The organism is Leucobacter sp. G161 (assembly GCF_001482305.1).
In the GTDB taxonomy this organism is placed as follows: domain Bacteria; phylum Actinomycetota; class Actinomycetes; order Actinomycetales; family Microbacteriaceae; genus Leucobacter.
Genome location: NZ_LOHP01000074.1, coordinates 66,680 through 92,408, shown reverse-complemented (window position 1 = coordinate 92,408; position 25,729 = coordinate 66,680). Strand labels below are relative to the sequence as shown.

At 65.8% G+C, this 25,729-nt stretch carries 27 protein-coding genes; 14 read left to right on the top strand and 13 right to left on the bottom strand.

The genetic code is table 11. The annotated features are described in order from the left end of the window. Together AUL38_RS12840 and AUL38_RS12835 are read right to left on the bottom strand one after the other, a co-directional pair. On the bottom strand, positions 1–632 hold a 632-nt coding region (locus AUL38_RS12840; protein WP_059062769.1), incomplete at its 3' end, for an ABC transporter ATP-binding protein. Between the two features lie 256 nt (positions 633–888). Next, complete coding sequence (locus tag AUL38_RS12835; RefSeq protein ID WP_161937440.1) at positions 889–2,367, bottom strand: MDR family MFS transporter; 1,479 nt, start codon at positions 2,365–2,367, stop codon at positions 889–891. A gap of 88 nt (positions 2,368–2,455) precedes the next feature. Between AUL38_RS12835 and AUL38_RS12830 the strand changes: the two genes are divergently transcribed. Further along, complete coding sequence (locus tag AUL38_RS12830) at positions 2,456–3,088, top strand: TetR/AcrR family transcriptional regulator (RefSeq protein ID WP_059062767.1); 633 nt, start codon at positions 2,456–2,458, stop codon at positions 3,086–3,088. A 28-nt stretch (positions 3,089–3,116) separates the two neighbouring features. Here AUL38_RS12830 and AUL38_RS12825 read toward each other — a convergent pair whose 3' ends face one another. Next, entirely contained in the window at positions 3,117–3,884 is a 768-nt protein-coding gene (locus tag AUL38_RS12825; RefSeq protein WP_059062766.1) for a helix-turn-helix transcriptional regulator, read from the bottom strand. 82 nt (positions 3,885–3,966) lie between these two features. On the opposite strand from AUL38_RS12825, the gene AUL38_RS12820 reads away from it, so the two are divergent. After that, complete coding sequence (locus AUL38_RS12820) at positions 3,967–4,791, top strand: sulfite exporter TauE/SafE family protein (protein ID WP_083506856.1); 825 nt, start codon at positions 3,967–3,969, stop codon at positions 4,789–4,791. Between the two features lie 77 nt (positions 4,792–4,868). Further along, positions 4,869–5,930 carry an LLM class flavin-dependent oxidoreductase gene (locus tag AUL38_RS12815; RefSeq protein WP_059062765.1) on the top strand — a complete coding sequence of 354 codons (1,062 nt, stop codon included), beginning with the start codon at positions 4,869–4,871 and terminating at the stop codon, positions 5,928–5,930. 717 nt (positions 5,931–6,647) lie between these two features. On the opposite strand, the gene AUL38_RS12810 is transcribed toward AUL38_RS12815, so the two are convergent. Both AUL38_RS12810 and AUL38_RS12805 read right to left on the bottom strand, forming a co-directional pair. Continuing rightward, entirely contained in the window at positions 6,648–6,836 is a 189-nt protein-coding gene (locus AUL38_RS12810) for a hypothetical protein (protein ID WP_059062764.1), read from the bottom strand. A gap of 152 nt (positions 6,837–6,988) precedes the next feature. Further along, complete coding sequence (locus AUL38_RS12805) at positions 6,989–7,354, bottom strand: hypothetical protein (protein WP_059062763.1); 366 nt, start codon at positions 7,352–7,354, stop codon at positions 6,989–6,991. A gap of 109 nt (positions 7,355–7,463) precedes the next feature. On the opposite strand from AUL38_RS12805, the gene AUL38_RS12800 reads away from it, so the two are divergent. Then, entirely contained in the window at positions 7,464–7,748 is a 285-nt protein-coding gene (locus AUL38_RS12800) for a putative quinol monooxygenase (protein WP_059062762.1), read from the top strand. Positions 7,749–7,938: 190 nt separating this feature from the next. Next, entirely contained in the window at positions 7,939–8,445 is a 507-nt protein-coding gene (locus AUL38_RS12795) for a GNAT family N-acetyltransferase (protein WP_059062761.1), read from the top strand. 91 nt (positions 8,446–8,536) lie between these two features. Here the strand turns inward: AUL38_RS12795 and AUL38_RS12790 are convergent, their stop codons facing one another. Continuing rightward, positions 8,537–9,016, bottom strand: coding sequence for a hypothetical protein (locus tag AUL38_RS12790; RefSeq protein WP_059062760.1), 480 nt, complete (start codon positions 9,014–9,016; stop codon positions 8,537–8,539). A 155-nt stretch (positions 9,017–9,171) separates the two neighbouring features. On the opposite strand from AUL38_RS12790, the gene AUL38_RS12785 reads away from it, so the two are divergent. Together AUL38_RS12785 and AUL38_RS12780 are read left to right on the top strand one after the other, a co-directional pair. Further along, on the top strand, positions 9,172–9,951 hold the full coding sequence (locus AUL38_RS12785; RefSeq protein ID WP_059062759.1) for an alpha/beta fold hydrolase: 780 nt from the start codon (positions 9,172–9,174) through the stop codon (positions 9,949–9,951). 121 nt (positions 9,952–10,072) lie between these two features. Beyond that, on the top strand, positions 10,073–10,732 hold the full coding sequence (locus AUL38_RS12780) for a hypothetical protein (protein WP_153006588.1): 660 nt from the start codon (positions 10,073–10,075) through the stop codon (positions 10,730–10,732). Positions 10,733–10,760: 28 nt separating this feature from the next. Here the strand turns inward: AUL38_RS12780 and AUL38_RS12775 are convergent, their stop codons facing one another. Beyond that, positions 10,761–11,342 carry a DUF3027 domain-containing protein gene (locus AUL38_RS12775; protein ID WP_059062757.1) on the bottom strand — a complete coding sequence of 194 codons (582 nt, stop codon included), beginning with the start codon at positions 11,340–11,342 and terminating at the stop codon, positions 10,761–10,763. Continuing rightward, positions 11,335–11,712, bottom strand: coding sequence for a cold-shock protein (locus tag AUL38_RS12770; RefSeq protein ID WP_059062756.1), 378 nt, complete (start codon positions 11,710–11,712; stop codon positions 11,335–11,337). Before AUL38_RS12770 ends, AUL38_RS12775 begins: the two co-directional genes overlap by 8 nt. 171 nt (positions 11,713–11,883) lie before the next feature. On the opposite strand from AUL38_RS12770, the gene AUL38_RS12765 reads away from it, so the two are divergent. The 5 genes from AUL38_RS12765 to AUL38_RS12745 all read left to right on the top strand — a co-directional run bounded on the left by AUL38_RS12765 (position 11,884) and on the right by AUL38_RS12745 (position 18,138). Next, entirely contained in the window at positions 11,884–12,150 is a 267-nt protein-coding gene (locus AUL38_RS12765; protein WP_059062755.1) for a hypothetical protein, read from the top strand. Positions 12,151–12,163: 13 nt separating this feature from the next. After that, positions 12,164–13,966: a helicase-associated domain-containing protein gene (locus AUL38_RS12760; protein WP_059062754.1), complete on the top strand. Its 1,803-nt coding sequence runs from the start codon at positions 12,164–12,166 to the stop codon at positions 13,964–13,966. Positions 13,967–14,069: 103 nt separating this feature from the next. After that, positions 14,070–15,719, top strand: a complete 1,650-nt coding sequence (locus AUL38_RS12755) for a DNA repair helicase XPB (protein WP_059062753.1) — start codon at positions 14,070–14,072, stop codon at positions 15,717–15,719. A 77-nt stretch (positions 15,720–15,796) separates the two neighbouring features. Further along, on the top strand, positions 15,797–16,498 hold the full coding sequence (locus tag AUL38_RS12750) for a response regulator transcription factor (RefSeq protein WP_059062752.1): 702 nt from the start codon (positions 15,797–15,799) through the stop codon (positions 16,496–16,498). Further along, positions 16,498–18,138 (top strand): cell wall metabolism sensor histidine kinase WalK, encoded by a 1,641-nt coding sequence (locus tag AUL38_RS12745; protein ID WP_059062751.1) that lies wholly within the window; start codon positions 16,498–16,500, stop codon positions 18,136–18,138. The genes AUL38_RS12750 and AUL38_RS12745 overlap by 1 nt, the downstream gene beginning before the upstream one ends. On the opposite strand, the gene AUL38_RS12740 is transcribed toward AUL38_RS12745, so the two are convergent. From AUL38_RS12740 to galU, 3 genes are all read right to left on the bottom strand, one after another. Continuing rightward, positions 18,135–19,148 (bottom strand): hypothetical protein, encoded by a 1,014-nt coding sequence (locus AUL38_RS12740; protein WP_059062750.1) that lies wholly within the window; start codon positions 19,146–19,148, stop codon positions 18,135–18,137. The two genes, AUL38_RS12745 and AUL38_RS12740, sit on opposite strands and share 4 nt — an antisense overlap. Before the next feature lie 63 nt (positions 19,149–19,211). After that, a complete protein-coding gene (locus AUL38_RS12735) occupies positions 19,212–19,826 on the bottom strand; it encodes a GNAT family N-acetyltransferase (RefSeq protein ID WP_059062749.1) in 615 nt (204 codons plus the stop codon). A 24-nt stretch (positions 19,827–19,850) separates the two neighbouring features. Next, positions 19,851–20,756, bottom strand: a complete 906-nt coding sequence (gene galU / locus AUL38_RS12730) for a UTP--glucose-1-phosphate uridylyltransferase GalU (RefSeq protein WP_059062748.1) — start codon at positions 20,754–20,756, stop codon at positions 19,851–19,853. An 81-nt stretch (positions 20,757–20,837) separates the two neighbouring features. Here galU and AUL38_RS12725 point away from each other — a divergent pair, with 81 nt between their 5' ends. Beyond that, positions 20,838–21,416 carry a 5-formyltetrahydrofolate cyclo-ligase gene (locus AUL38_RS12725; protein WP_059062747.1) on the top strand — a complete coding sequence of 193 codons (579 nt, stop codon included), beginning with the start codon at positions 20,838–20,840 and terminating at the stop codon, positions 21,414–21,416. Between the two features lie 11 nt (positions 21,417–21,427). Continuing rightward, positions 21,428–21,646: an FmdB family zinc ribbon protein gene (locus AUL38_RS12720; RefSeq protein WP_059062746.1), complete on the top strand. Its 219-nt coding sequence runs from the start codon at positions 21,428–21,430 to the stop codon at positions 21,644–21,646. 40 nt (positions 21,647–21,686) lie between these two features. Here AUL38_RS12720 and AUL38_RS12715 read toward each other — a convergent pair whose 3' ends face one another. Together AUL38_RS12715 and AUL38_RS12710 are read right to left on the bottom strand one after the other, a co-directional pair. After that, complete coding sequence (locus tag AUL38_RS12715) at positions 21,687–21,908, bottom strand: hypothetical protein (protein ID WP_059062745.1); 222 nt, start codon at positions 21,906–21,908, stop codon at positions 21,687–21,689. 19 nt (positions 21,909–21,927) lie between these two features. Continuing rightward, a complete protein-coding gene (locus AUL38_RS12710) occupies positions 21,928–25,701 on the bottom strand; it encodes an AAA family ATPase (protein ID WP_235590716.1) in 3,774 nt (1,257 codons plus the stop codon). Positions 25,702–25,729 lie beyond the last annotated feature (28 nt).

The following is a 25,729-nucleotide window of genomic DNA, read 5'->3' as shown; positions in this document are numbered from 1 at the left end:
ATCACGATGCTCTGGCCCGAGTTTGTCACGGCCGAGCGCAGCAGTTTGAGCACCTCGCGGCCCGTGCGCGAGTCGAGCGCCCCCGTTGGCTCATCGGCGAAGATGACGTCGGGGTTCGTTGCGAGGGCGCGCGCGATAGCGACACGCTGCTGCTGCCCGCCCGAGAGTTCGTGGGGGCGGTGGTTGAGGCGCTCCGCGAGGCCGAGCTGACCGAGCAGCGTGTCGATCCACGCCATCTCCTGCAGGCTTGGCTTCTTGCCGTCGAGCTGGAACGGCAGCATGATGTTGCCGCGCACGTCGAGCGTCGGCACGAGGTTGAACGACTGAAAGATGAAGCCGATGCGGCGCCTGCGCAGCTTGGTGAGTTCGGTGTCGCCGAGGTTCGTGATCTCGTCGCCGCCGAGCCACACCCGCCCCTCGCTCGGGGTATCGAGGCCCGCCATGACGTGCATGAGCGTCGACTTGCCCGAGCCTGACGGGCCCATGATCGCGGTGAACTGGCCGCGCCCGACCCCGATCGAAATGTCGTGGAGCGCGACGACGCGGTGTGCCCCGCTGCCGTAGTACTTCCCGAGGTTCGCGACGCCCGCGACGGCCTCTGCCTGTCCTGTTGATGCTGCTTGCGTGTTCATACTTCGAAGTTACGAGCTGGGCGGGCAGCACGGATCGGCCCGCGGTGCCGCCCCGGTAGTACCCGGGTACCGCCTCGTTGTGCGGCCCAGCCCAGCCTGTCACGCTCTCGCGCGCCGACTAACCCGTCCCAACACCCCCGATTTATCGTGTCCGACTCTTACAAAGCCCAAACAAAGCTCGGGAAGGATTAATCGGGGGTGTGAGGAGTGTGAGGAGGAGGAGGAGATCCGGCCCGCGACCGGCACCGCCCGCGACCTACTCGGCAGCCGTCGCAGCAGGCGCAGGCGCCACCGGCCGCCCCTTCGGCACCAGGAAGGCGAGCACAATCACGATGACCGAGCTGATCGCCGCGAGCACAAACGCCCCGTGAATGCCCTGCGCGGTCGCCGCGACCTCACCGAGCCCGGCCCTCGCGCCAGCCGCAGTCCCGATCGACATGATCGTGACAAACACGGCCGTCCCAGCGGCCCCGGCGAGCTGCTGCACTGTCGAGAAGATCGCGGATCCGTGACTGTACAGGTGCGGCTCGAGCGAGCTCAGCGAACCAGTCATGAGCGGCGTCATGAGCAGGGCGAGCCCGAGGTACAACACGATCATCGCGACGACAATGGCCCACACCGGGGTTGTGAGCCCGAGCTGCGTGAGGATGACGAGGCCACCGGCGACGATGAATGCGCCGGGGATCACGAGCGGGCGGGCCCCCACCCGGTCGAACAGGATGCCGATGACCGGAGCCGTCACGCAGATGACGAGGCCACCCGGCAGCACCGCGAGCCCGGTGGTGAGCGGCGACAGGCCGAGCACGTTCTGCATGTAGATGGGCAACAGGATGAGGGATCCAAACATCGACAGCATCGCGACCACGATCAGGGCGACGCCGACCCAGAACGGGCGCTCACGGAACGGCCGCAGGTCGAGGAACGCGTTGCCGCGACGCTGCAGCACGAGCTGCCGCCAGATGAAGAGCCCGAGGCCGGCGACTCCCACGAGAATCGGCACGAGCGGCGAGATCACAGCGTCAGCGGCCGCGGCCTCACCGATGCTGCCAAGACCGTAAATGAGGCCGCCGAAGGCGACGACCGAGAGCAGCGCGGAGAGCACGTCGAACTTCACGTCGCGACCGCGTGTGCCGGGCCCGATGAGCAGCGTCCCGACGATGAGCACGAGGATCGCGATCGGCAGCACGACGAGGAACACGGAGCGCCAGCCGAGCGCGGTAATGAGCAGACCGGACACGGTGGGGCCGAGTGCCGGGGCCGCCGACATGACGATCGCGATGAGTCCCATCATGCGGCCGCGCCTGCCCTCGGGTATCCGGGTGAGGATCGTCGTCGTGAGCAGCGGCATAATCACCGCGGTTCCGGCGGCCTGCGCGACGCGCGCCGCCACGAGCACGGCGAGGGTCGGTGCGAGCGCCGCGGCGGCCGTGCCGACCGCGAATACGCTCAGGGCGGTGACGAAGATCGCGCGCGGTGTGAAGCGTTCAAGCAGGAATCCTGACATCGGGATGAGTACCGCCATGACGAGCATGTAGACCGTCGTGAGCCACTGGCCAGCCGAGGCGGTGATCTCGAACTCGGCCATGAGCGGCGGGAGCGCGACCCCCATCACGGTTTCGTTGAGCACCATCACGAACGCTCCCGCGAGCAGGATCCAAATGAGGGCGGTGCCGCGCCCCCTGGCCTGGGCTGGGGCAGCCGGGCTGCGCTCGGCGTCTGGGGTACTTGGGTTCACAATGCCTCCGTGGCTCATTTCACAACATGGTGACAGTCACTGCCACGAATGCCAGCCTATGCCAAGACGGCGCTGCTAACCTGTGAACATGTCAGCGCCAACGCTTCGAGAGGTCACCCGGCAGGCCGCGCGCGAGCGCATTAGTGACGTTGCCATCGAGCTCTTCATCGAACGCGGATACGACGCCACCACCGTCGAGGAGATCGCAACGGCCGCGGGAATCTCAGAACGCACATTCTTCCGGTATTTCCCCACGAAGGACGAGGTGTTCTTCTCACGGGCCGCCGCTGACACCCAAACCCTCATCGATCATGTGACTGCCCGACCCGCCGATGAGGCCCCCTGGGTCGCACTCCAAGCAGCGGTCGACAGCACCTTACTCGAACTCGACCGCGCCGAAAACAGCGACCGTTCACGCACGTACCGCACTGTTCTCGCCCATTCCGCAGACCTCCTCGCGCACCAGTTCACGCGCCTCTCCGACGCACTCACCGCAATCAGCGACACGCTCTGGGAACGATGGGCCGCTGCTGAGGATCCGACTGACCCCGATGCGAAGATCCTCATCCGCACACTCGTCAGCAGCGCGCTCGGCGCCGTTAACGAGGTGATGTCGTTCGCGGAAGACCGCACTCCGGCAGAACGACGAAGGCTCGTTCACAACACGCTCAGCGCAATCCGCCCCGCACGCCCCGATCTGGGCGGATCGACAGCAGGGTAGTCAACTCACTTCCTGCGTGGTGAACTACTCAGTGCGCACCCCGCAGCGGCCGAAATGCGGTCGGCGGAGTACCGAGGGCACGCGAGAAAGCGTACGAGAACGCGGCGGGCGAAGCATAGCCGAGCAACGCAGAAACCTCGGTGACGTTTTGGTGCCGCAGAATCGGTACGGCCGCCAATAGCCGCGCCCGCGACCGCCACGCTGCAGGGCTCATCCCTGTCGCGGCACGAAACTCGCGCGCAAATGCCCGTTCACCCATCGCCGCGGCCCGCGCCCATTGCGCGTTACTCACCCGCACATTGGGCTCAGCGAGATAGCCGCGGCACAATTCGGCGAGCGGCGCGCTCCCGGGAAGCGGGAGATGCAAAGGCGACTCGCGCGCGGCCTCGAGTTCGAGGAGCAGCAGCGCGAGGAGCGCGTCTGACCTCCGCTCCCCCACGTACTCCAGTTCAGGGGCGGCGAGCAACAACTCTCGCAGTAAGGGGCCCACCTCGATCACCCTGCACCGCATCGGCCACCACGGCACTACACCGGGCTCGATATACAGACTGTTTGTTTGCACGTCGAGCATGCGCACCCTGTGCGGGGTGCGCGGTGGAATGAGCACCGCGCGCTCACCCGGAACCGTCCGCGCACCATCACCGGTCTCAACCTGCATCGTGCCTGTCGCCGCATAGAGCAGCTGCGCCCTCCGATGGTCGTGCCAGTCGAGAACCGTGCCGGGCGAATAATCGGTTGCGATCGGAAGGACGTCACGCCCCTGGCCATCGACCGCTTCGAGCAAAACATTGCGCACACCCCAACCTTAGGCCGAAACTCGAACAAATACGGGCGACATTCGATTGTCGGGAGGGCCGTGCTGCACTGAAATAGGTGCAGTGACTATCGCATTTCTCCTGTTCATCGGCCTCCTCACCGGAGCCACGACCGTCCTCTTCGGTTTCGGCGGTGGCTTCATCACCGTTCCCGTCCTCCTGTGGATCGACGCTTCAGCCGGACCGTCGGCCGCGGTCGTGGCAGTCGCGACGTCCGCGCTTGTCATGGTGGTGAACGCGGCGATCGCAACGCTCGCGACGCCGCGTGCGATTCTCGGGCAACTCCGGCACAGCGCCCCGCTGCTCTGGCTGCTCGCGGCCGGAGGCCTTGTCGGCGCGTGCACGGCCTCCTTCGCCCCTGAGGCGTTCGTGACCTGGGGTTTCACGTTCTACCTTGCCGCAACTATCGTCGATGTAATCGCTCGGCCCGGTTTCGTGCGACGGGCTCGCATCGCGACCACGACGGCACACGTTGGCACAGCCGGGGGACGCGGGAGTTTTGCAATCAGCGCCGGACTCGGACTTCCCATTGGAGCACTTGCAGCGCTTCTCGGGGTGGGAGGATCGGTCATGACCGTACCGCTCCTGCGGCGTGCAGGGTTCCCGATGCGCACCGCCGCGTCGCTCGCCAACCCACTGACACTGTGCATCGCGACTCCCGCGCTCATCGCGTTTCTGGCATTCGGTAGACCCATAACCAGCACCTCCGGCCTGTGGATGCTCGGAGCCGTCGATCTCGGTGCCGCTGGGCTACTCCTCGCCGGCGCGATCCCAATCATCGTACTGTGGCGGCGCCGACCACCGCGGGTCCCCGACAGCCTGCACGCGTGGGGCTACGTCGCCCTCCTTGCCGTCATGCTCGCCACGATGCTTTTACGAACGCTGTAGCGGAAGGCGGAGCATGCGCAGCACCGACCTAAGTACATGCGCGGGAATGTAATTTGCGGAAGCTTGTTACAGACAACATGAGATCATTCGGATTCCTATCGTTCGGCCACTACGGCCCAGTGCCCGGCTCGCGCGTGCGCACCGCCGGCGACATGCTCAAGCAGACGATCGAGCTCGCCGAGGGCGCAGACGAAATCGGCGTGAACGGCGCCTACGTGCGCGTGCACCACTTCGCGCGCCAGGCCGCCTCACCGATCCCACTGCTCACCGCAATGGCCGCCCGCACCAAGCGGATCGAGGTCGGGACCGGCGTTATCGACATGCGTTACGAAAACCCGCTCTATCTCGCCGAGGAAGCGGCGGCGCTTGACTACATCGCAGACGGCAGAGTCGCGCTCGGCGTGAGCCGGGGATCCCCCGAGACCGCGCTCCGCGGCTACGAGGCCTTCGGCTACACCGGTTCGCAGGACCCCCGCGGAGCCGACATCGCCCGCGACAAGTTCGAACTGTTCATGCGCGCGGTCGAAGGCGAAACTCTCGTCGAGGCCGATCCGAAGATGTCCCCTCCCGGCCGCCTCGCGATCGAACCGCAGTCCCCCGGGCTGCGCGACCGCATCTGGTGGGGCGCCGGCGGGATGGACTCGGCCGAGCAGACCGGCCGCATGGGCCTTAACCTCATGAGCTCGACCCTGCTCACCGAGGCGACGGGCGAACCACTCGACGTGCTGCAGCGCAAACAGATTGACACGTTCCGCAACGCATACCGCGAGGCCGGCCACACCGGCAAGCCGCGCGTCTCCGTGAGCCGCAGCGTGTTCCCAATCGTCACCGAACAAGACGAACTCTACTTCGGGCTGCGCGGCGGCGGGCCACGCTCGGAGGCACAGGATCAGATCGGCGTCATCGACGGTATCCGCTCCACGTTCGGCAAGACCTACGCTGACACCCCCGACCGGCTCATCGAGCAACTCCTTGCTGACGAGGCGGTAATGGCGGCTGACACACTCATGTTGACCATTCCGAATCAGTTGGGCCCCGAGTACAACCTGCACATCCTCGAGTCGTTCGCGAAGCACGTCGCGCCGGCGCTCGGCTGGAAGCCGAACACGGAGGGGCCTGCGGAGGGCGACGCGGTCTGAGGCTGAGAGCAAGTTCACCCGCGAGGAGAGATCCCAGTTCCTCGCGGGTGAACTGGTCTACCCGCCGTTGTGACTGGGCGCGGACGGCGTCCATCGCTACGACCGGGATCCCAACCCTGCGTAGCTGCGGCAGGTACGAGTTCAATGCCCCGGGTTCGTGACTACTGGAGCTCAATACTGAGCTCAAGCACGAAAGAGCCTGATCTCCACGCAGCCTGTTACGTGAGCTTGGGGCTGGAAGCGTTGCTCGGCTGGCAAGGCGAATACACTCGCCACCGGCGAAGGAGAAAGCGTCACAGTGTAGCTGAGGGGACTTTCGTGGCTACGACCACCATTACGTTGCGTCTCGTGGAGTCCGAAAAGCAAGCACTTCTGAGTTTGTGCGCGCCACAGCACACTCACGCGTGGAAGACGAGCTAGACCGCGCCACTTGGGACAACGCGAAGCTTGAATTGGATGCGAGCCCCACACGCTGACCGCCGATGAGGTTGAAGCGAAGCACCTGTGCAGTGGCAGCTTCTCTCCCTCCCAGCGATCTGACGATCAGCTCGGCAGACTCGACCCACGGGTTCATCGCGCCCTTGCGTCTTGACTGGACCAGAACACGCACGGGTGTGACGGCCGCGCGCAAGCGGCGAGAGCAGCTCAGCAAGCTATCTGGATTTCCTCGTCTCGTGTGCGAACCGCAAAGCGCCTCGTTTCAGAAAGCCCAGGCGACTAGATTCGGCTGCGTGGACGCTGACGGTAAGCGCTGATTGATTTCGCGATGACGCCAAGCTGGATGAGGCAGGCACTAATAACGAAGGCAAGACCCAAGCCGTGCAGGAACTCTTGAGAGCTGCGCACCAGGAAGTACCCCAGCAGAAGGAGCGCTGCTGTGGCGAGGATGGACCAGCTGATCTTCATACAGCCAACGCTACGTCTTCACAGGACCTCGATCAACCATTCGGCCCACACGGCTTGGCAAGCACCGTCCCAAATTCGGACGCGAGACTGGCGCGGGCGCCCCTCACCGCTCGAAGCACTCATGCTCGCGCAGAGCGGCGAGGGCGAGTTAGCTACACGCGGTGCGCCGCCTCCCGGACCATGCGATAGGCGTCTGCAACGTCAGCGACCGAGAGGTAGAGCCGGTCGAACGGCTTCCCGTCTTCGATATCAACCCTGAGCACCGACCCTTTGCCCGAGAAGTTCCAGTAGTGCCGTTCGCCCGAGGGGTGAAACGTCCCCACAAGCTTCCCGAAACCGTCGAGCCCAGGGCCACGCCACCCGATCGGCACGTCGTGCGGACGGTGCTCAATCGCGACTCCAGAAATGGCAGACAGCGGCACGGTGATTCGTCGCCGGAACCCCCAAAACTTATCCAAGCCGCGCGGGATGACCACGAGCACGTCATTGTCGACGCTGAGGGTGTTTCGGTCGGACACAACGGCTCCTTCGTGGACGGTCCTCGGTGGCCCCGAGACCCACGGTGCGACAGACTTCGACCCGGTACGAGTCCCCGCCACCACACCACGCTCGGGCTAGACTACAACCATGGGTGACGTGCACTTGACCGGGGTTCTACGGTGTGAGGCTATCGAGCAGTCACACCGGGTGGCGGAACACCTGCCCGAACATATCGCGCTGACGCGAGCTGAGCCCGGCTGCATCTCGTTCGAGGTCACGCGCACGGATGACCCGCTGATCTGGACGGTCACGGAGCACTTCACAGACTCGGCTGCGTTCCGGCGGCACCAGGCGCGCGCCTCCGCAAGCGAATGGGGGCACCAGACCGCCGGAATCGCACGCGACTACACAATCTCGGGGCTCACGGACTAACCCTGCGAGCTCAGCCTCTAGATCCGCTCGGCTCTGGGATACGTTCAGCCGAAGCCCTTCGGCAAGGTGCAGTGAGGGAAGACACCTCCGCCGATGCGCAACTCAACCGCCGAGGGCGCTGCACGGCATCTCTCTGAGGTTGGGTGTCGTCGGGAGAATTCAGGACTCGCCAGCTGCTAACCTCGCCACCATGATTCTCAGAAGTTTCACCCACGACGACGCTCCGGCTCTGACAACGCTGCTGCACCGCGCATACGCTGAGCTCGGCGAGGCTGGGCTGAACTTCACCGCGGTCGATCAAGATGAGGGAACCACCCTCCGTCGCGCATCTGGCGGCCAGACGTGGGTGATCGAAGAGGAGGGTGCGCTCGTTGCCGCGCTCACGGTCTCGTGGCCTGCCGAAGATGCGCTGCAGGAGCTCTCGTCCGCTGCTCGGGAGCCTAACCGCGCGTGGCTCAACCAGTTGGCTGTCGACCCCGACCATCGCGGGAAGGGCTATGCGCGGCAACTGCGAGACGTCGGTGTCGACTGGTGTGTCGCGCAGGGCGCTACGTCGATCGGGCTCGACGCCGCAAGACCCGCCGCCCACCTCGTTGCACTGTACGCAGCCTGGGATTTCGTTGAGGCCGAGTCGATCCAGTGGCCCGGGAAGACGTATGCCAGCATCGTCATGACCCGCGCATTCGGCAGCGAGTGACAGCACGGGCTGTGATTAGAGCTGGATGCCCCTCGCCGCTGTAGGTCCGTCCTCGGAACCAGCCAGTCGCATATGTCTGGGTCGGAGAGGGCTACGGCCAGGGCTGGGTGACATCTCGCGGCGTCACCAGGGCACAGACGACGCCATAGAGCATGGCGCAGATCGTCAGGAACGCGGCCAAGCCGACGTTTGGCGCGTCTCCGCCCCGAATGGCTTGCGTCATCGTCCAGGAATTCAGCAGTACAGTGACGAGTGTCGCTGCGATTGAGCCGAGAAATCCGCGCTGCCAGCGACGGTTCACCTTCCAATGATCGCGGGTGCCGAGAGCCCCATTTACCGCGCACAACACCGCAGCTGCGAGCGTAGCTATCGCCAGCATCCAGCCTGCGTCGCTGCGAAGGAGTGCATCTTCTCGCGAGAAGAACACGGCGAGGTCGATCGACCACACTGCCGGGCGGATCAGCACGAACGCGCCGACGGCGCAGAGCGGCAAAAGCATCAACGCGAGACTCACCCCATCCCGGACAGTCACTGTCCGCTCAGGAGCTTCGGAGAACCGCTGGGACTCCATCGCACGCCCCTCCCTTACCCACACAGGTTGTCCTTCTGTGTCAGGATCCCAAAGAGTGGCGCTCTGAGCAACCGTGCCCGGAATGTTCAGCGAAGGTTCTCTGAACGCCAGGCAGGCCGTTCCAGACCGCGTGTGCTCACAAGTACACTCGAACGGTGATTGCAGCAGAACACGGGGACGGTCTTCCGCTCATCGCGGTGCACGGCTTCGGCGTCGATCACCGCATCATGCTGCCGTTGGAAGACATGCTGGCAACAGCGCCCTGGCGACGCATTTACATCGATCTCCCGTGGGCCGAGGGCGCCGTTGATACCGGCGCTGCAACGCCTCGAGAGATCGCCGATGCCGTGCTCACGGAAGTCGCTGACATCGCCGACGGCGGCCAGTTTGCGATCGTGGGCAGCTCTTTTGGGGCAATGGTGGCTCGCCATATCGCGCACGAGCTTCCCGGCCAGTGTGTCGGGCTGGCGACCCTGGCTGGGGCGTTCGAGTTGGATCGAGACAGGCGCAGACTGCCGCCTCGCGAGGTCCTCGTCTACGACGAGGTCATCCTTGAGCGCGCCGGCGAATGGCGGGACAGCTTCTCCGAGATGGCGGTCATTCACACCATGGAGACCCTCGCTGCGTTTGAAGAGTATGCGTTGCCCGGCCTCCGCGGTGCCGACCTACGCGTGCTCGCACGGTTGAGCGCGTCATACTCAGATGCTTACACGCCAGAACGGGAGCACCACGCCGGCTTCTCCGCACCGTCGCTCCATGTGTTCGGCCGGCAGGATCACGTGGTCGGGTTCGAGGACGGCCTCGCGCATGTGGGCGACTACGCACGCGGGAGTTTCGTGGTGCTCGACGGTGCCGGACACAATCTGCAACTCGAACGTCCGCAGGCCGTTGGCGAACTCATGCGAGACTGGCTCGATCGAATCCTGCGCCCGTAGCGCCCTCACCTCATGCTCCCCGCACATCACAATTCGCCTCACTCACGCCCAATTCACGTGAAAGGAGCCTACGGTTGTCACAAGGTGCCCGGCACGGAGCGGGCCGGTTGGGGTGACACCGATGGCGATCTCTCGCATCACGAGCGGCCGACGAGCCGCGCTCGCGCTGGGGTTCACTGTACTGGCACTCCTCTGCGGGTGCACTACGCCGGAGCCACCACTACCACCGCCGAGCAGCGTGCCGACGGCTCCACCGCCCGTTCCAGAACGTGCCCCCGATCCGGCGCCCATAACGTTGCCCGAGTGCGACCGCATCAACCCCGCTGCTGAGGCAGAACAACGCGCGTTTCTCGAGACGTACGGAGCCGAAAACATCACGGCCCGCTATGGCGAAACCGATCGGGCGATGTTCGCGGAATTCGCGGGTCCAACCGCCGAAGCCGCCGCGGAGGCAGCGGTGCAGGAGCGCAACTGCAACTGGGTTATTTACCTCGACACCGTGTACCTCTACCAGTTTACCGCGGAGCTCCCCAGCACCGCAATGATGCAGCTTATCGAGGGTCTCCGCGGCTCCGACTACACCGAGTCGACGCGTGGCCCGGCAACGGTCTTCGCATACGCGTATGCCACGGGCGACATGCGTGGCACCGTCGGGGTGACGCATCTGTTCATCGGCGAGGTGTGGATCGTCCTCATCGAGAATTCAGCGCTCAACTACGAGGAGTCAGCCGTCGACGCTATCCTCGCCGCGAACCCGGGAATTGCCGGGGACAACTCCTAGGCTCCGGCGCAGACCGAGCAGTGCGACGTCAGTCGTCCTCGCTGTCGTCGTCATCGTCGTCGTCGTGATCAGCGTCGTCGTCGTGATCGAGTTCCTCATCAAGGTCGACACCATCGAGGTCGTCGTCAAAATCGGAGTAGTCGTTCTCGAGCACGTCGTCGTCAGCGTCGTCGAGTTCGGCCAGCTCTTCAGCTGCTTCCTCGGCTTCGCTGCGCTCAGCGGAGGCCTCCTGCTTGTGCCGCGACTGCGCGTCCCGGTACTGGGCGAGCCGCTCAGACCAGGGCACCCACTCGGGAGCGAGCATGGATCCCTCGCCCGGGAGAAGCTCGACCTCGAGTACGGTCACCGGCGATTCAGCGTCGACACGCGCGAGCGCCGCCGCCCACCGCCACCCCGGGTAGCCGGCAAGGGTGCACTCAAAGTACAGCGTCACCGTGCGCTCGTCGTGCACCTCGTGCCCGGCTGCGCCGCCGATTGACGTGGGGTCAGTAATCTCCCCGAGCGCTTCTCGTGCTTGGTCGCGCGCTGGCGCGGCGAGGAGCACGGGATCCGCTTCTGGGGGTGCGGTCGGTGCGGCTGCTGCAGCAGCCTCGTCCTGCGGCTCAGACATCGAAGTCATCCGCTACGGCTCGCAGCATCGTCGCGACCTGACGCGACGCCTGCCGCTCCGGGTACTGGCCAGCCTTCAGCCGACCACCGACGCCGTCGAGTAGCTTCACGAGATCCTCAATGATCACGGCCATCTCATCGGCAGACTTGCGGCTGCGCTTCGCGAGCAACGGAGTATCCAGCAGTCGCACCGAGAGCGCCTGCGGGCCGCGACGGCCCTCGCCAACGCTGTACTCGAGCCGGCTTCCGGCTCGCACCTCAACGCCCTCGGGGATCACGGAAGCGTGCAGGTACACCTGCTCGCCATCCTCTCCCTGGATGAATCCGAAGCCCTTGTCCTCGTCGTAGAACCTGACCTTGCCGTTCGGCATGTCTCGCCCTTTCCCTTCACGGCGTTCGCCGCTGCGACCTTCCGGCCGAAAGTATTCGAGCGTGGCCGTTTCGCCACGCGTTGTCTAGCAGTCTAGCCGTTCGGGCTTAGCAGACTGTGCGGAATCACAACCCGGAGGGCGTCCACATGCGGAGGGGCTAAACTCGGTGGAATGAGCACCGAAGAAACCAGCAACCCGTCGCTGTTTGAGCGGATTCTCGCTTACGCAACGGTCACCATCATTGTTGTCGCCCTCGGTTCGTTCTTTGCGACGCTAATCGTAGGCATGAATGATCGCCAGGCTGTGGCCGAGGGGCTGTGGCCCGTCGTCTACGGCATCTCCCTGCTTGCGCTCCCGGCCGGATTCGTTCTCCTCATTCTCCTGTTGATCATGGCGCAGCGTCGTCGTAGTCGAGACGCCCGCATCGGAAACAAGTAGCGCGGGCCGCGCAATGAGTGGCACACTCGCGCTCTCCTCACTGATTGCCTCGCTCGACCGAGCGCAGCTTGAGCACCTCGTCCGTTCGCGACGTATCGCGGCCCCGGCGTCGGTCAAGGATCCGCTCGACCTTGCAGCTGAACTCCTCAAACCTGACTCAGTCACGCAGGCACTGACGCTGCTGGCGCGTGAGGACCTCCTGCTGCTTGCGGCAGGCGCGGCAGCCGGCCTGGCTCCGCAGGCACACGACGAGAGCACGGCTCGGCTGCGAGCTGTCGGATTGATCGGCAGCAACAACAGCGAATTCTCGGAGGTCTCCGAGGCACTTCATACGCTCTTCGCCTCGCGTGGCATCGCCACGGAGGAGCTCCGAGCGCTACCCGCGCTGGTCGAGGAGCCCGACGCAGGCCCCGCAGACACCTCGTCGTGGTTCGCGTCGGCGCTCACCGCAACCGGACAGGTCGGCTGGATCCTCCGCGACCTCGAGCGGTCACCTGCGAAGCTCAACCGCAACGGCGATGTCGCCTCAGCGTGGCTGCGCACCGTCGAAGAACGGCTCGCGATCCCCCGCCCTGATCAACTCGTCGAACTCCTCCGCGAGTCGGGTCTCGCTCACTCGGCCGACACCTGGTGCGTCGCCGCGAGCGGCGACTGGCTTAACGCCGCTCACGAAGCCCGATGGATCGTGCTGGCGCTCGCGGCGATCAGAATCATGCCGCCACAGTTTCTCGGACTCCTGGGCGCCGCACGAGCCGGCTCGTCGATCGCTCCGGTGGTCGCGGACTTCCCACGGCACTACCCGCTCGCCACCGCCCCGACCTTCGCGCGCATCGAGCGCGCGGCCGAACTGTGGGAGCGGATCGGAATCACCGTCGATGGACACTTCAGCGAGCCGGGCGTCGCGGCACTTCGTGGCGACCTCGATGTGGCGAGCGCCCCGGCACCGGTACTCGGTCTCCCCGAGACGGCCCCCGGCATCTACATCCAGCCTGATCTGTCCGTGATCGTCCCTGGGCCGCTCACCGCCAGCGACGAGGCCGCACTCGCCGCACTCGCCCTTCCCGAACAGTTGGGCGTAGCGTCAACGCTGCGCATTTCGGAGGCGACACTCTCCGAGGCGTTTCATCGCGGCCTGAGCGGGGACGAGATCCGCGGCATGATTGAGGGGCTCGCACTCACCGGTATCCCGCAACCCGTGGACTACCTCATCACGACGCTCAGCGAACGGGCGGGAAGCATTGTCGTCTCCCCCTATTTCGGCAGCAACGGCCGCACCCGGATTGAGTTTGCTCGCCCTGAGCTTCGCTCTACCGTCCTCGTAGATCGCCGCCTCGCCCATCTCCAGTTCCAGGAGCCAACGGCCGAGGACGCGCTGGAGCGCGAGTCACGTCCTCTGCTGTCGCGCCTGCGCGCCGACCACGTGCTCGCCGCCCTGCTCGATGCCCGGTACCCGGCGCGCGGCGGCGGCGGACTCCTTGCGCCCGCCGCGGAACGCAAGCACCCCACGTCTTCCGAATCCGTCGATCCGTCGCCGGCAACCCCCGCGTCCCGCGCAGCGACCGCGGCCGAGGCGCTCATTGAACGCGTGCTCGACAGCGCAAGCGACGGGCCAACCGACATTAGCCGCCAGGTGACCCTCGCGATCCGCGACCGCAGCCGCCTCCAGGTAACCGTGGAGATGCGCGGCCAGGTCCGCACGTTCACGGTCGTGCCGGTGTCACTCGCCGCAGGCCGCATGCGCGCGCTCGACGAAGCTGCCGGAGTTGAGCGAACCCTCCCGCTCGATGCGATCACCGAGGTCGTCCAGCTCCCGTAGGCGACACGCGCGCCGGTGATGGGTGCCGCGCGACCGTCGATGACGGCGCGTTCGCCGCGGGCTCTCCTCCCGCGCGCAGCAACACGGAGTAGAATGGCCTGTTATGACTCTCGGCCCTCTCATCGTTCAAAGCGATCACACGGTGCTTCTCGAAGTTGCGCACCCTGACGCTGAAGATGCACGCCACGAACTCGCGGTGTTCGCCGAGCTCGAGCGCGCACCCGAGCACATCCACACGTACCGCGTCACGCGGCTCGGGCTCTGGAATGCGCGAGCCGCTGGACACACTGCCGAGGAGATCCTCGACACGCTCAACCGGTACGCGAAGTTCCCTGTGCCGAGCGGCGTGGCCTCCGAGATCGCGGACACGATGCGCCGCTATGGCAGGCTCACCATCGAGCGCGATGCCGAGGGGCAGCTGCTGCTCCGCTCGGACGACGCGCCGACGCTCCGCGAAGTCTCGTCAGCGAAAAAGGTTGCGCCGCTGCTCGGCACGAAGATCGACGACGTCACGATCATGGTCGAGCCATGGGCGCGCGGCGAGCTCAAGCAGCAGCTTGTGGCGCGCGGCTGGCCGGCCGAGGATCTCGCGGGATACCGTCCCGGCGAGCCGTACGAGATCTCGCTCGACGAGAGCGGCTGGGAGCTGCGCGACTACCAGGCAAGAGCCGTCGAGGCGTTCCAGCGCGGCGGCTCGGGAGTCGTCGTGCTGCCCTGTGGCGCGGGCAAGACCCTCGTGGGTGCCGCGGCGATGGCCGCCGTTGGCGCGAAGACACTCATCCTGGTGACGAACGCGGTGTCGGCCAGGCAGTGGCGCGACGAGCTCCTGCGCCGCACGAACCTCACCGAGGATGAGATCGGCGAGTACTCCGGGCAGGTGAAAGAGGTGAAGCCGGTCACGATCGCGACCTACCAGATCCTCACGAGCCGCCGGAAGGGCGAATACGCCCACCTGTCGCTGCTTGACGCGCAGGACTGGGGCGTCATCGTCTACGACGAGGTGCACCTGCTCCCCGCCCCCGTCTTCAAGCTCACCGCAGACCTGCAGGCGCGCCGTCGTCTCGGCCTCACGGCGACGCTCGTGCGGGAGGACGGCCGAGAGGGCGACGTGTTCAGCCTCATCGGGCCGAAGCGCTACGACGCGGCGTGGAAGGACATCGAGGCACAGGGTTTCATCGCCCCAGCGGAGTGCTTCGAGATTCGCATCGATCTCCCCGAGAGCGAACGCCTCGAGTACGCGATCGCGGAGGATCAGGATCGCTACCGCATCGCGGCTTCAACCGCGCAGAAGGAGCGCATCGCGCGCGAGATCATCAATCGGCACCCCGGCGAGAGCATCCTCGTGATCGGCCAGTACATCGACCAGCTCGAGTCCATGGCTGAGGCGCTCGGCTGCCCGCTGATTACCGGACAGACGCCCGTCGACGAGCGCGAGCAGTTGTTCAATGCGTTCCGCAGCGGCGAAGAGAAGATCCTCGTCGTGTCGAAGGTTGCGAACTTCTCGGTGGATCTCCCCGATGCCTCGGTCGCGATCCAGATCTCCGGTTCCTTCGGCTCCCGCCAGGAAGAGGCGCAGCGCCTCGGGCGGCTACTGCGGCCCAAGGGCAGCGATGTGAAGGCCTCGTTCTACACGCTCATTGCGCGCGACACAGTGGATCAGGACTTCGCGCAGAACCGGCAGCGGTTCCTCGCGGAGCAGGGCTACGCGTACACGATCCTCGATGCGGAGGACCTCGCGAGCGTCACTCACTGACCCTCCCGAGGGGCATCCGCGACACTCCGACACCCGCCCATCCAGCAAGTTCATAGCAAATCATCAGAGACTAGAACATGAACATTGAACGAAAAGGCCCCAGGATCCTCATCGTCGATGACGAGCCGAACATTCGCGAGCTGCTGAGCACGAGCCTGCGCTTTGCCGGTTTCGGCGTCCGCTCCGTCGGTAACGGCGCGCAGACAATCTCGGCGGTACTCGAGGAAGAGCCAGACCTCATCATCCTCGACGTCATGCTCCCCGACATGAACGGGTTCAGCGTGACCAAGCGGCTCCGCTCCGCCGGATACACCGCACCCATCATCTTCCTCACCGCGAAAGACGACACCGAAGACAAGGTTGAGGGCCTGAACGTCGGCGGCGACGACTACGTCACGAAGCCGTTCAGCCTCGACGAGATCATCGCCCGCATCAACGCGGTGCTCCGTCGCACCATCCAGGAGGACGAGGAGACGATGCTCGAGGTCGGGCCCATCAGCCTCGATCAGGACACGCACGAGGTCACCGTCGCCGGCACCTCGGTCGAGCTCTCGCCGACCGAATTCAAGCTGCTGCGCTACCTCATGCAGAACGCGAACCGCGTGCTGTCGAAGGCGCAGATCCTCGACCACGTGTGGGAGTACGACTTCAACGGCGATGCCGGCATCGTCGAGTCGTACATCTCGTACCTCCGTCGCAAGCTCGATCCGCTCACCGATGAGTCGCTCATCCAGACCAAGCGCGGCTTCGGCTACATGCTGAAGGCAGACTCCATCTAGTGACGCAGCTTCGCGACTTCGGGAAGGGCTGGGCGGATGTCTCGCTCCGCACCAAAATCACGATCGTCACTGTCTTCATCCTCTTCCTGGGTCTGATCGTCGCAGGGGTGGGCACCTTCTCGGTGCTCCGCCCCATCCTCATCAACCAGCAGAGCGCCGATCTCGCGCGGATCCGGGCGGACCCGACCGAGGTGCTCGCCCCCATGGCTGACACCCGTCAGCTCACCGAGGACGATGTGATCGCCGCCGACGGCCGCTACTACGTCGCGATCCTCGACCCCGGCGGGAACGTCCGGGTCGATAATTCGCGCGATCGGCGTTCAGCCTCGCTTCCCGAGGTTGAACGACTGGGCTTGACGCTGAAGACCGTGGTCGCGAACGACCTCGACAACGTGCCCCCGCTCGACAGCGCCAGCCCAGATGGGACGCACTGGCGCTATGTCGTCACGACGCTGAGCGTCGCGAATACTGGCCAAATGAGCGGCGTGCTGTTCATCGCGGACTCGACCACAGTCATCAACCAGCTCGTCGCGCAATACGTGATCGTGTTTACGGGCTTCGGCATCGCCGTGATTCTGCTCGGAGCAGCGCTCACGCGCATCCTCATCACGACGACTCTGCTCCCACTCGCCGAGGTCGAGCAGACTGCGCTCGAGATTTCGCGCGGCGATTTCTCCAAGCGCATCCTCGTCGCGAGCCCGCACACCGAGGTCGGTCACCTCGGCGACTCGCTCAACGTCATGCTCGACCGCCTCGACGGCTCGCTCGAGGACCGCGAGCGCACCATCGAACGCATGCGCCGCTTCGTCGGTGACGCGAGCCACGAGTTGCGCACGCCGCTCGTTTCCGTGCGCGGCTACGCCGAGCTGTACCGCATGGGCGCGCTCCAAACCCCGGAGCAGGTCGGTCAGGCGATGGAGCGCATCGAGAAGGAAGCGATCCGCATGACCTCACTCGTCGAGGATCTGCTCGCGCTTGCTCGCCTCGACGAGCGTCGCCCGCTGCAGCTTGCCAGGCTCCCGCTGAACCAGCTTGCGCGTGATGCTGCCCTCGATGCTCGCGCCGGTGCGCCGGATCGGGAGATCACCGTCGTGGAGGATTCGGCGAACCCGCACGCCCTGGGCGATGAGAACAAGATCCGCCAGCTCATCACGAACCTCATCGGTAACGCTAAGCAGCACACGCCAGAGGGCAGTCCGATCGATATTGTCGTCACGAGCCTCGCGGCTCCCGCAGCGGCTGAACTTCCGGCGCCCGCGACGCAGCCCGTGCTCACCGCGGGCAAGCGTAACGGCGGCAGTGGGCCCGCTACCGGCCAGACCGGCGTGATCCGCACCGTGCCGCAGGCGATGACACGCTTCGAGATCGTTGACCACGGCGAGGGCATCCCCGAGCAGATGCGGGAGAAGATCTTCGGTCGCTTCTGGCGTGCCGACAGCTCGCGCAACCGTGAGACCGGTGGCTCGGGCCTCGGCCTGGCGATCGTGAAGTCAATCGTGGAAGCGCACAACGGCAAGGTCACCGTGCACGATACGGCTGGTGGCGGAGCGACGTTCCGCGTGGACCTCCCGGCTGCCCCGCCGGAGAGCGCAACCGATGCGGACGTGTCTGCTGAGAACGGTCGGGACGCTGAGGCTTAGCCCGCGTTGCGACGGCGGCTGAGTACCTGATCCAGGTTGGGCATGCCCTCGCTGGTGTCGCCAACGACGCCGAGCTCGCTCAGTCGCGACCCCGGTCGGGCCGCGCGAGCACGCTCAGCTGCCGCAGCGGTCGCCTGCGCGCGCTCCGCGGCCGTGTCCGCGACTGCGGGCTCACTGACGGATCCACGCTCTGCAGAGGCGTTCCTGCGCTCCCGTGCGACCTGTTCGCGCACCTCGCGCAGCAGCATCGAGTCGGGCTGGTTCTCGCGCGGCGCGTACGCCCGGGCTTCGCGGACTCGCGCCATCGTGCGTGCGCGCTCAATGCGTTCGGCAGCCGCCTGCTGAGCAGCCGCGTGGGCAGCTACTGAGTCGCGGGTCTCGCCGGTTGCCACGACCTGGTCGAATGCCTCAGCGTCGGAAACCGTGTTCACAATTGCCTGCTCCGCGGGGATGGGAGCGAGCTTCGCGCGCCCGGGCGCAAGCAGCACGAGCGTCCCGAGGCCGACGGTGAATGCGAGTAGCGACCCGAGCAGCACCGCCGGACCGATGCCAGCGATGAGCATGCCGAGCCCGACGAGCGATCCAACGATCCCCAGGAGCCCGACCAGCGCGGCAAACGAGCGCACCCGTCGAACAATCGGCTTCCGCAGCTTCGCCGCCCGGTTCATCGCTACCTGCTTTCTCTGCATCTGCTGTGCGCGGATCTCTGCTCGCACCTGCTCAGCGCGTGCGCTCGCGAGCTCTGCCTCACGCTCTGCTTCCTGCCGCTTCTGCGCGGTGCGGAGCAGTCGCTCGTGTGCGAGCGCCTCGCGCGCGGTCGCCCCGACCCGCACTTCCTGCGGGACCTCAGCGGTCTCGGCGAGCACGCGGAGCGTGCGCTGCAGGCGAAGGGCGTTGCGCTCGGCCGCGTTGAACTCACGGCGGCGAAACCAGGCCGGCACGAGGACCGCACCCCAGAGGAGCGCGATGACGATGAACATCACCCCGCCGCCAAGCCCTCCGGTACCCATGTGGCAACTGTAGCCAGCGATACGCTATGCTCGCGCGTCGGCGCGCCGCAAATGGTGGGGTTTTCAGCCTGCGAGCCGCTCCAGCCGACCGAGCATCGATCCCTGTACCTCTTCGCGCGTCACCGCAAAACTGTCGTGATCGCGCCAGGCGCCATCAATGTGGATGTAGCGCAGCCTGCGTCCCTCGTAGCGCATGCCGAGCTTTTCAACGATGCGCAGCGACGCGGCGTTCTCCGGGCGGATGCAGATCTCCACGCGGTGAAGCCCGATGCTTACGAACAAATAATCAATGGCGAGCGCCACCGCGGTCGGGGTGATCCCTCGTCCGGCGTGGCCGCCAGCGATCCAGTACCCGATACTCGCCGACCAGAGCGCGCCGCGGGAGAGATCCGAGGCGCTGAGCTGGCCGACGACCTCTTCGTCATAGGTGATGACAAACGGAACGCCTCGCCCCTCCGCGTGCTGCTGCCGCATCCGCTTGATCGCGGGCTTGAGCGAGACGTCACCCGGGTTCGGGCCAGGCACCCCGGGATACGTGGCCTCCCAGGGGCTCAGCCACTCCCGGTTCTCGCGAAGCAGCCGTTCGAGCACGCGTGCGTCGCGGCGGCGGATCAGCCGAATGCCGATCCGCCCCGCGCTCAACGTGCTCGGGAGTTCCCCCGCGGCATCAGTGAACATCCGTGTGTCCGCTCCCGCGCGTGACTATTCTCCGCGAAGCTTGTCAGCGAAGTTCAAGACCCACTCGCGGATCTCGTCGCCTACCTCGGCATGATCGACGCCGAGCAGCACGTTCGCCTTGATCCAGTCTGCACGGTCACCCGTGTCGTAGCGGCGGCCCTTGAAGACGACGCCGTAGACGGGTGCGTCGCCCTCGCCAGCGGCAAGCAGGTTGAGTGCGTCTGTGAGCTGGATCTCGTTACCCCGACCAGGCTCGAGGTTGTCGACGATGTCGAAGATTTCGGGGCGGAGCACGTAGCGGCCGATCACCGCCAGGTTCGACGGCGCCTCCTCACGCGACGGCTTCTCGACCAGTGCAGTCACCCGGACGACGTCTTCCTCGTCGGTTGCCTCAACCGCGGCGCAACCGTACAGGTGAATCGACTCCGGCGGAACCTCCATGAGGGCGACGACGGTCACCTCGCGGGAGTTGTGCACCTCGACCATACGCTCAAGCAGGGTGTCGCGAGCGTCGATAAGGTCGTCGCCGAGGAGCACCGCGAAGGACTCATTGCCGACGTGCATGCGTGCTCTGCCGACCGCGTGGCCGAGCCCGAGCGGCTGTCCCTGACGCAGGAAGTGCACCTCAGCGAGTTCGCTCGCCTGGTGCACCTTGCCGAGCTTGTTGTCGTCGCCCTTGTTCTGCAGCGTGTATTCGAGTTCTGGGACGCCGTCGAAATGGTTGACGAGATTGTCTTTGTTGCGCCCGGTGATGATGAGCACATCGTTCAGACCGGCGTCTGCCGCTTCCTCGACAACGTACTGGATCGCGGGCTTGTCCACGATCGGCAGCATTTCCTTCGGCATCGCCTTCGTCGCGGGAAGAAAACGGGTACCGAGGCCGGCTGCCGGGATCACCGCTTTGACGACGTTGGGTCGTGTTTCAGTCATAGGCCAAGCTTATCTGGACGCACGCACCCGATTCACCTTTTCGGGGCGCGGAGTATCGTTTTCGCCCGTTAGGGTGGGGACATGGAAGAGAAGCGGCGCCTCCGTGAGACGGTTCGGGCTCGCCGTGCCGAGCGGGTGGCGGCAGCTGAGATTCCCGTCAACGCTGTGACCGCCCAGCTTGCAACGCTGACCGCTCAGCTTCACGCGCGCCGTGTCGCCTGCTTTGTGAGCGTGCGTGGCGAGCCTGACACCACCGGATATCTCGCATGGGCTGTGGAGCACGGCATCGAGGTGCTCCTCCCCCGTTCGCTTGCCGACGGCACCCTGGACTGGGCTGTGCACCAGACGGGCGCGTTCGCACCCGGGGCCTTCGGGATCCCCGAACCCACCGGAGCTTCGGCTCCGGGAGGAGCTGCGGGCAGCGCAGATCTCCTCCTGATCCCCGCCGCTGCCGTCGACCGATCCGGCACCCGACTGGGTTGGGGTCGTGGTTTCTTCGACCGTGAGCTTGCGCTGCTCCCTACAGGCCCCGGAGCGCTCACTCCCCCAGTGTTCGCCGTCGTTTGGGAGGACGAAGTGCTGGATCGGCTTCCGGCCGAGCATCACGATGTTCCCGTGCACGGCGCCGTCACCGAGGAAACTATTCATCGCTTCGGGTAGGCTCGTGGATTGTGCCTACCTATGCTTACCGTTGTGCCGACTGTGGGCACAGCTTTGACATTTACCAGACCTTCTCTGATGCCACGCTGACCGAGTGCCCTGAGTGCGCTGGGGATCTGCGTAAGGTCTTCGGATCGCTCGAGGTGACCTTCAACGGTTCCGGGTTCTACCGCACCGATTCGCGCTCCGGCGGCGCTTCGGGGTCATCGAGCTCGGGCGGCGACTCCTAAGACGCTCCACCACGCACCGGTGCTGTGACGCTCCGGCGCGCTAGCCCCAGTGCGGTGGCTTGTCACTCTGCAGCCGCTCGTCGTTCTCGCCTGCGCCGCCTGCGTTGCGCGGCGGCGTCTCACCCCACCCCTCGGGCGTGTCGTCGGTTGCGCGCGTGGTGAGCGGATGCGCTGCCGGCGTGAGGTCGACCCCCGCGGGCGCCGGCCGCTGCGCTCTGCGGGAGCCGCGAACACGCGGCCTCGCTGGCGTATCGTCGCTCATACGGTGCTCGATTCCCTGGCTAGCGTGCGGCAGCGTCGGACGCGCCGTCAGTGACGCCGAGCACGCGAGCAATGCGGGCCGCAGCGCCCTCGGGATCCGCGAAAAGGTCGAAGCTCTGCACACGGTGGTAGTGCCAGCCGAGACGCCGAAGTACCGCAGGGCGGAGACGCAGCGCCTCACGGAGGCTCGCACCCTCGCTGGAGTTTGCCGTCCCCAAGTCGATGTCGATCGCCATCGCCCTGTCGCCGTAGGAAGCGGCGATCGGGATCTCGCCGCGGTAGTCGAGCACTACCGTGATCCCGTACGCCTGCAGACGCTCCGCGAACTCACCGATCAGCGGGTCCGTCTCCGAGGGGAGCGACAGCGGCTCGGGCTCAGGGTGTTCGAGCGCGAGCAGCTCGGCGAGCTCCACAACGCCGTGCTTGAGGCGGGACGAATCGAGGTCTTCTGGCTTAAAGCAGCTCACGATAGTCATTGCGCGGCGGGCGCGGGTCATCGCTACAGCCAGCAGGTGCTCGCCGCCCGGCCGCCCGAGTGCGCCGAAGTTCGACAGCACGCGGCCGTGCGGCGTGCGGCCGTACCCGATCGAGAAGATCACCCGGTCGCGGCTCTGCGCGGTTGCCTGCTCGAGCGTGAGCACGGCAAACGGTTCAGCGCGCTCTCCGAGGAGAAAGTCGCGGTACTGCGGGAACTTCGAGAACGCCTGCAGCACCTCTCGGTACACCCGCACCGCGTGCTTTTCGCTCGCGGTAATCACCATCAGCGACTCGTTCGGCCGCTCGTCGGCGTGCTGCAACACCATCTGCACGACGCGATCGACTTCGGCCTCGGTACTCTCGACCGCACCCGTCTGCTGGTCGGGAAGCCCCTGGCCTGCAGGAACAAAATCGTAGGTGAGGCTCGAATGACCGAGGAAGCTCCCAGCCCACGGAAGCGACTTGATCTCGCCGCCATAGAACCGGGAGTTCACGAGGTTCGTGAGATCCTCGCCGCCGGCACGGTAGCTGCGGGTGAGCTTGAGCGTCGGCAGCACCTCCGAGAGCTCAGCCAGCGCGGAACGCGTCTCTGCCGGCGTGGCTGCCTCGTCAGCCTCGGGGCTGTGCACCGCGATCTCGAAGGTACTCGGGATCTGCGTGGTGTCGTCGCCGAACACCACCACCTGCTCGGCCCTGCGGATGGCGCCGAGGTTCTCGGCGAGCGTCGTCGCGCCTGCGTCCACGAGGAGGACCGTGTCAAAGCGTGCGGTCTCAGGAAGCTGCGACACCTCGTACGGGGACATCGCGAGCACGGGAGCAAGCGTCGAAAACAGCACGGGCGAGTCCTGCGCGAGGGCCGCAATCGTGGCGTACCCGCTGCGCAGCAGACCGCGCAGTGCGAGCGCCTCCTGCTTGTTGTCAAGCACGGCCACACGCCAGGTGTCTGCGAGCTTCGAGGCGAGCAGGGTGCCGTTCGCGCCGGCATGCGCATCGTCGACGAGCCGGAAGTCCGCTTCGAGCCGCTCGATCACGCCAGTGTTCGCGCTCAGCAGCGCGGGGTTCGTCTGCAGCATGCGTTCGAGCGCGGACTGCCACCACGCAAGCTCGAGCTCGGCCGCGACCTCCTCGGCGGGTACGTGCCTGGCGGAGAGGTCGTCAAGGAGTGGCCCAAGGCGCGCGCTGCGGAGACGCTCGACGATCGTCGTGCGCTCCTGAATGTTCTTCAGTGCCTCGGATTCCTTCGCGAGTTCGGACACGCGCGCTGCGAGATCGTGCAGCTCGAGGTTCTTCAACCGGTCGGGCTCAACCGTCGTGCCCAGCACCGCGTCGAGCTTGTCGAGATCCTGATAGGCGGACTGGAAAGCAACGACCACGTCGGCGATGCCGAGCGGCACCTCCGGGCGCGTGCCGACCACGGTGGTGTACCGCTGCCAGAGCACGCGCTGCTGCTGAATCTGGATGAGCCTCGAGTACATGTCGGTGATGCTCACACCGGGTCGCACGTACTCCTGGGCGAGCTTCTTCAGGCGACGCTTGTTCGACGCCGACATGTCGTCGTCGCTGCCGCGCGGGGCATGCGCCGAGATGACCTCGGCAAGCGAGCGGTCGTAGACCTCGGGCGTGAAGCGATCGAGCGTGTCGCGCACCCCCATGAGCAGCCGAAGGTAGACCCCGAGCTCAGACATCGACTCGAAGGGGCGCATCGAAGTCTGCTCGACTACCTCATTCGCCATCGAGATCAGGCGCGGCAGCTGTGACTCCGCGAGATCGACGGCGATGCCGTATGCGGTGCGGGCTTCCTCGGTGGTCGAGAAGTCGCCCCCGTACCAGGGTGAATCCTCGGGCCCGTACTCGAACTGTCCGAGCCGGGCGACCTCGGTGAGGTCGTCCGCGAGTGAGGAGCGGTCGATCGTGAGCTGGCCGAGGGCCTGGTCGTCGAGTCGAACCGTCGTCGTTGGCGGGTTCTCTCCGAGCGACAGATTGCTGAGCTTGCGCAGCGCCTGCAGCGGCGTCACGGAGAACCGTTCATCTGGCTTCGACAGTGCGTCGCGGTAGTCGAGCAGCACACCGCGCAATCGCACGAGCGCCTCGTCGACGTCTCGCATCTGCTCTGCGGATGCGTTCTCGTTGCGGCTAATTGACTCCACAAGGTTGCGACGGAGCCTGCGCGGCGTCACGGCGAGCCCGGGCAGCCCGGCCCGGGTGAGCCGGTGAGTAATGCCGTCGATGGTGGATCGGCGGGGGGTGACGACGAGCACGTGCTTTCCATCGCGCACGAGGTTGCCGATGGCGTTCACGACAGTCTGGGTGCCGCCCGTGCCGGGAAGCTGATGCACCACGATCGACTGGCCGGCATCGATCTGGGCAAGCACGTCGTCCTGCTCGGGGTCGGAGTCGTAGAGGCAGCGGTCGGTCTCAGGCGCCGCAGCATCCGGGGAGACCGGGTTCACCGGATGGTAGCTCTCGGCGAGTGCCCGCTTCGCGGGCTCGCTGCCGCAGATCGCCTGCAGAATGGGAGTATCCAACCGCACGGCGTCAGCGACCATGCCCTGCGAAATGTTGTGGAACGAGGAGACAACGAGACGCGGCTGCACGACGAACTCAGGCACGCCCGCGACCATCTGCCGCAGCCTGTCAATGACGGGCTGCGGTTTGAAGACACCCTCAGACTGTGAGAGTTCGATGAGCGAGCGAGCGTCGATCGTGATGCCGAACTGGTCACGAAGCGCGCGAATAAGTTCGGAGTTGACGACCGGGAAGTTCTTGAGCTTCAGCTCGAAGTCTCGGCCATAACGGCGGATCGCGAGGGGGCGCAGCAGCACGGGCGCCGTAAACTCGTCGCCCTCGAAGGTCCACTTTGCGAGCCCGACAGCGAGGTTCACTGTCTCGAGGCCGCGCATCGTGCGCATTTCAACCGCTTTGTCGGTCACGCGTGCGGCTGCGGCACGCGCATGCCGCAGCGCGAGGTCATCGCGCACCAGCGCTGAGAGCAGGATCTTGTTGCCGGAGATGAACTGCGGCAGCCCGCCGGGGTGCGTCGAGGAGAGCTCAATGCGGTTTGCGGGGTGGTCATCAAAGTGCAGCAGCGGGTTGCGGCCGCCGATCGCTGCGAGCTCTCGGAGCCAGGCTTCATGCTCGTCAGAGAACGGGTTCACTACCGCCACTGGCCCGCCGAGTTCTGGTTCATGATGATAATCAACCCCGGTTTCGCTTGCGAGCGCGCCACGAACCACCGGCTCCGTCACCTCGGTGACATCCGGTGCTTCTGCGGCGTTGCCCTTGGGTTCGGGTCGCCTTCGTCGGTCCACACTCCACACACCGCCACCCTAAGGCGTGTGTATAGGA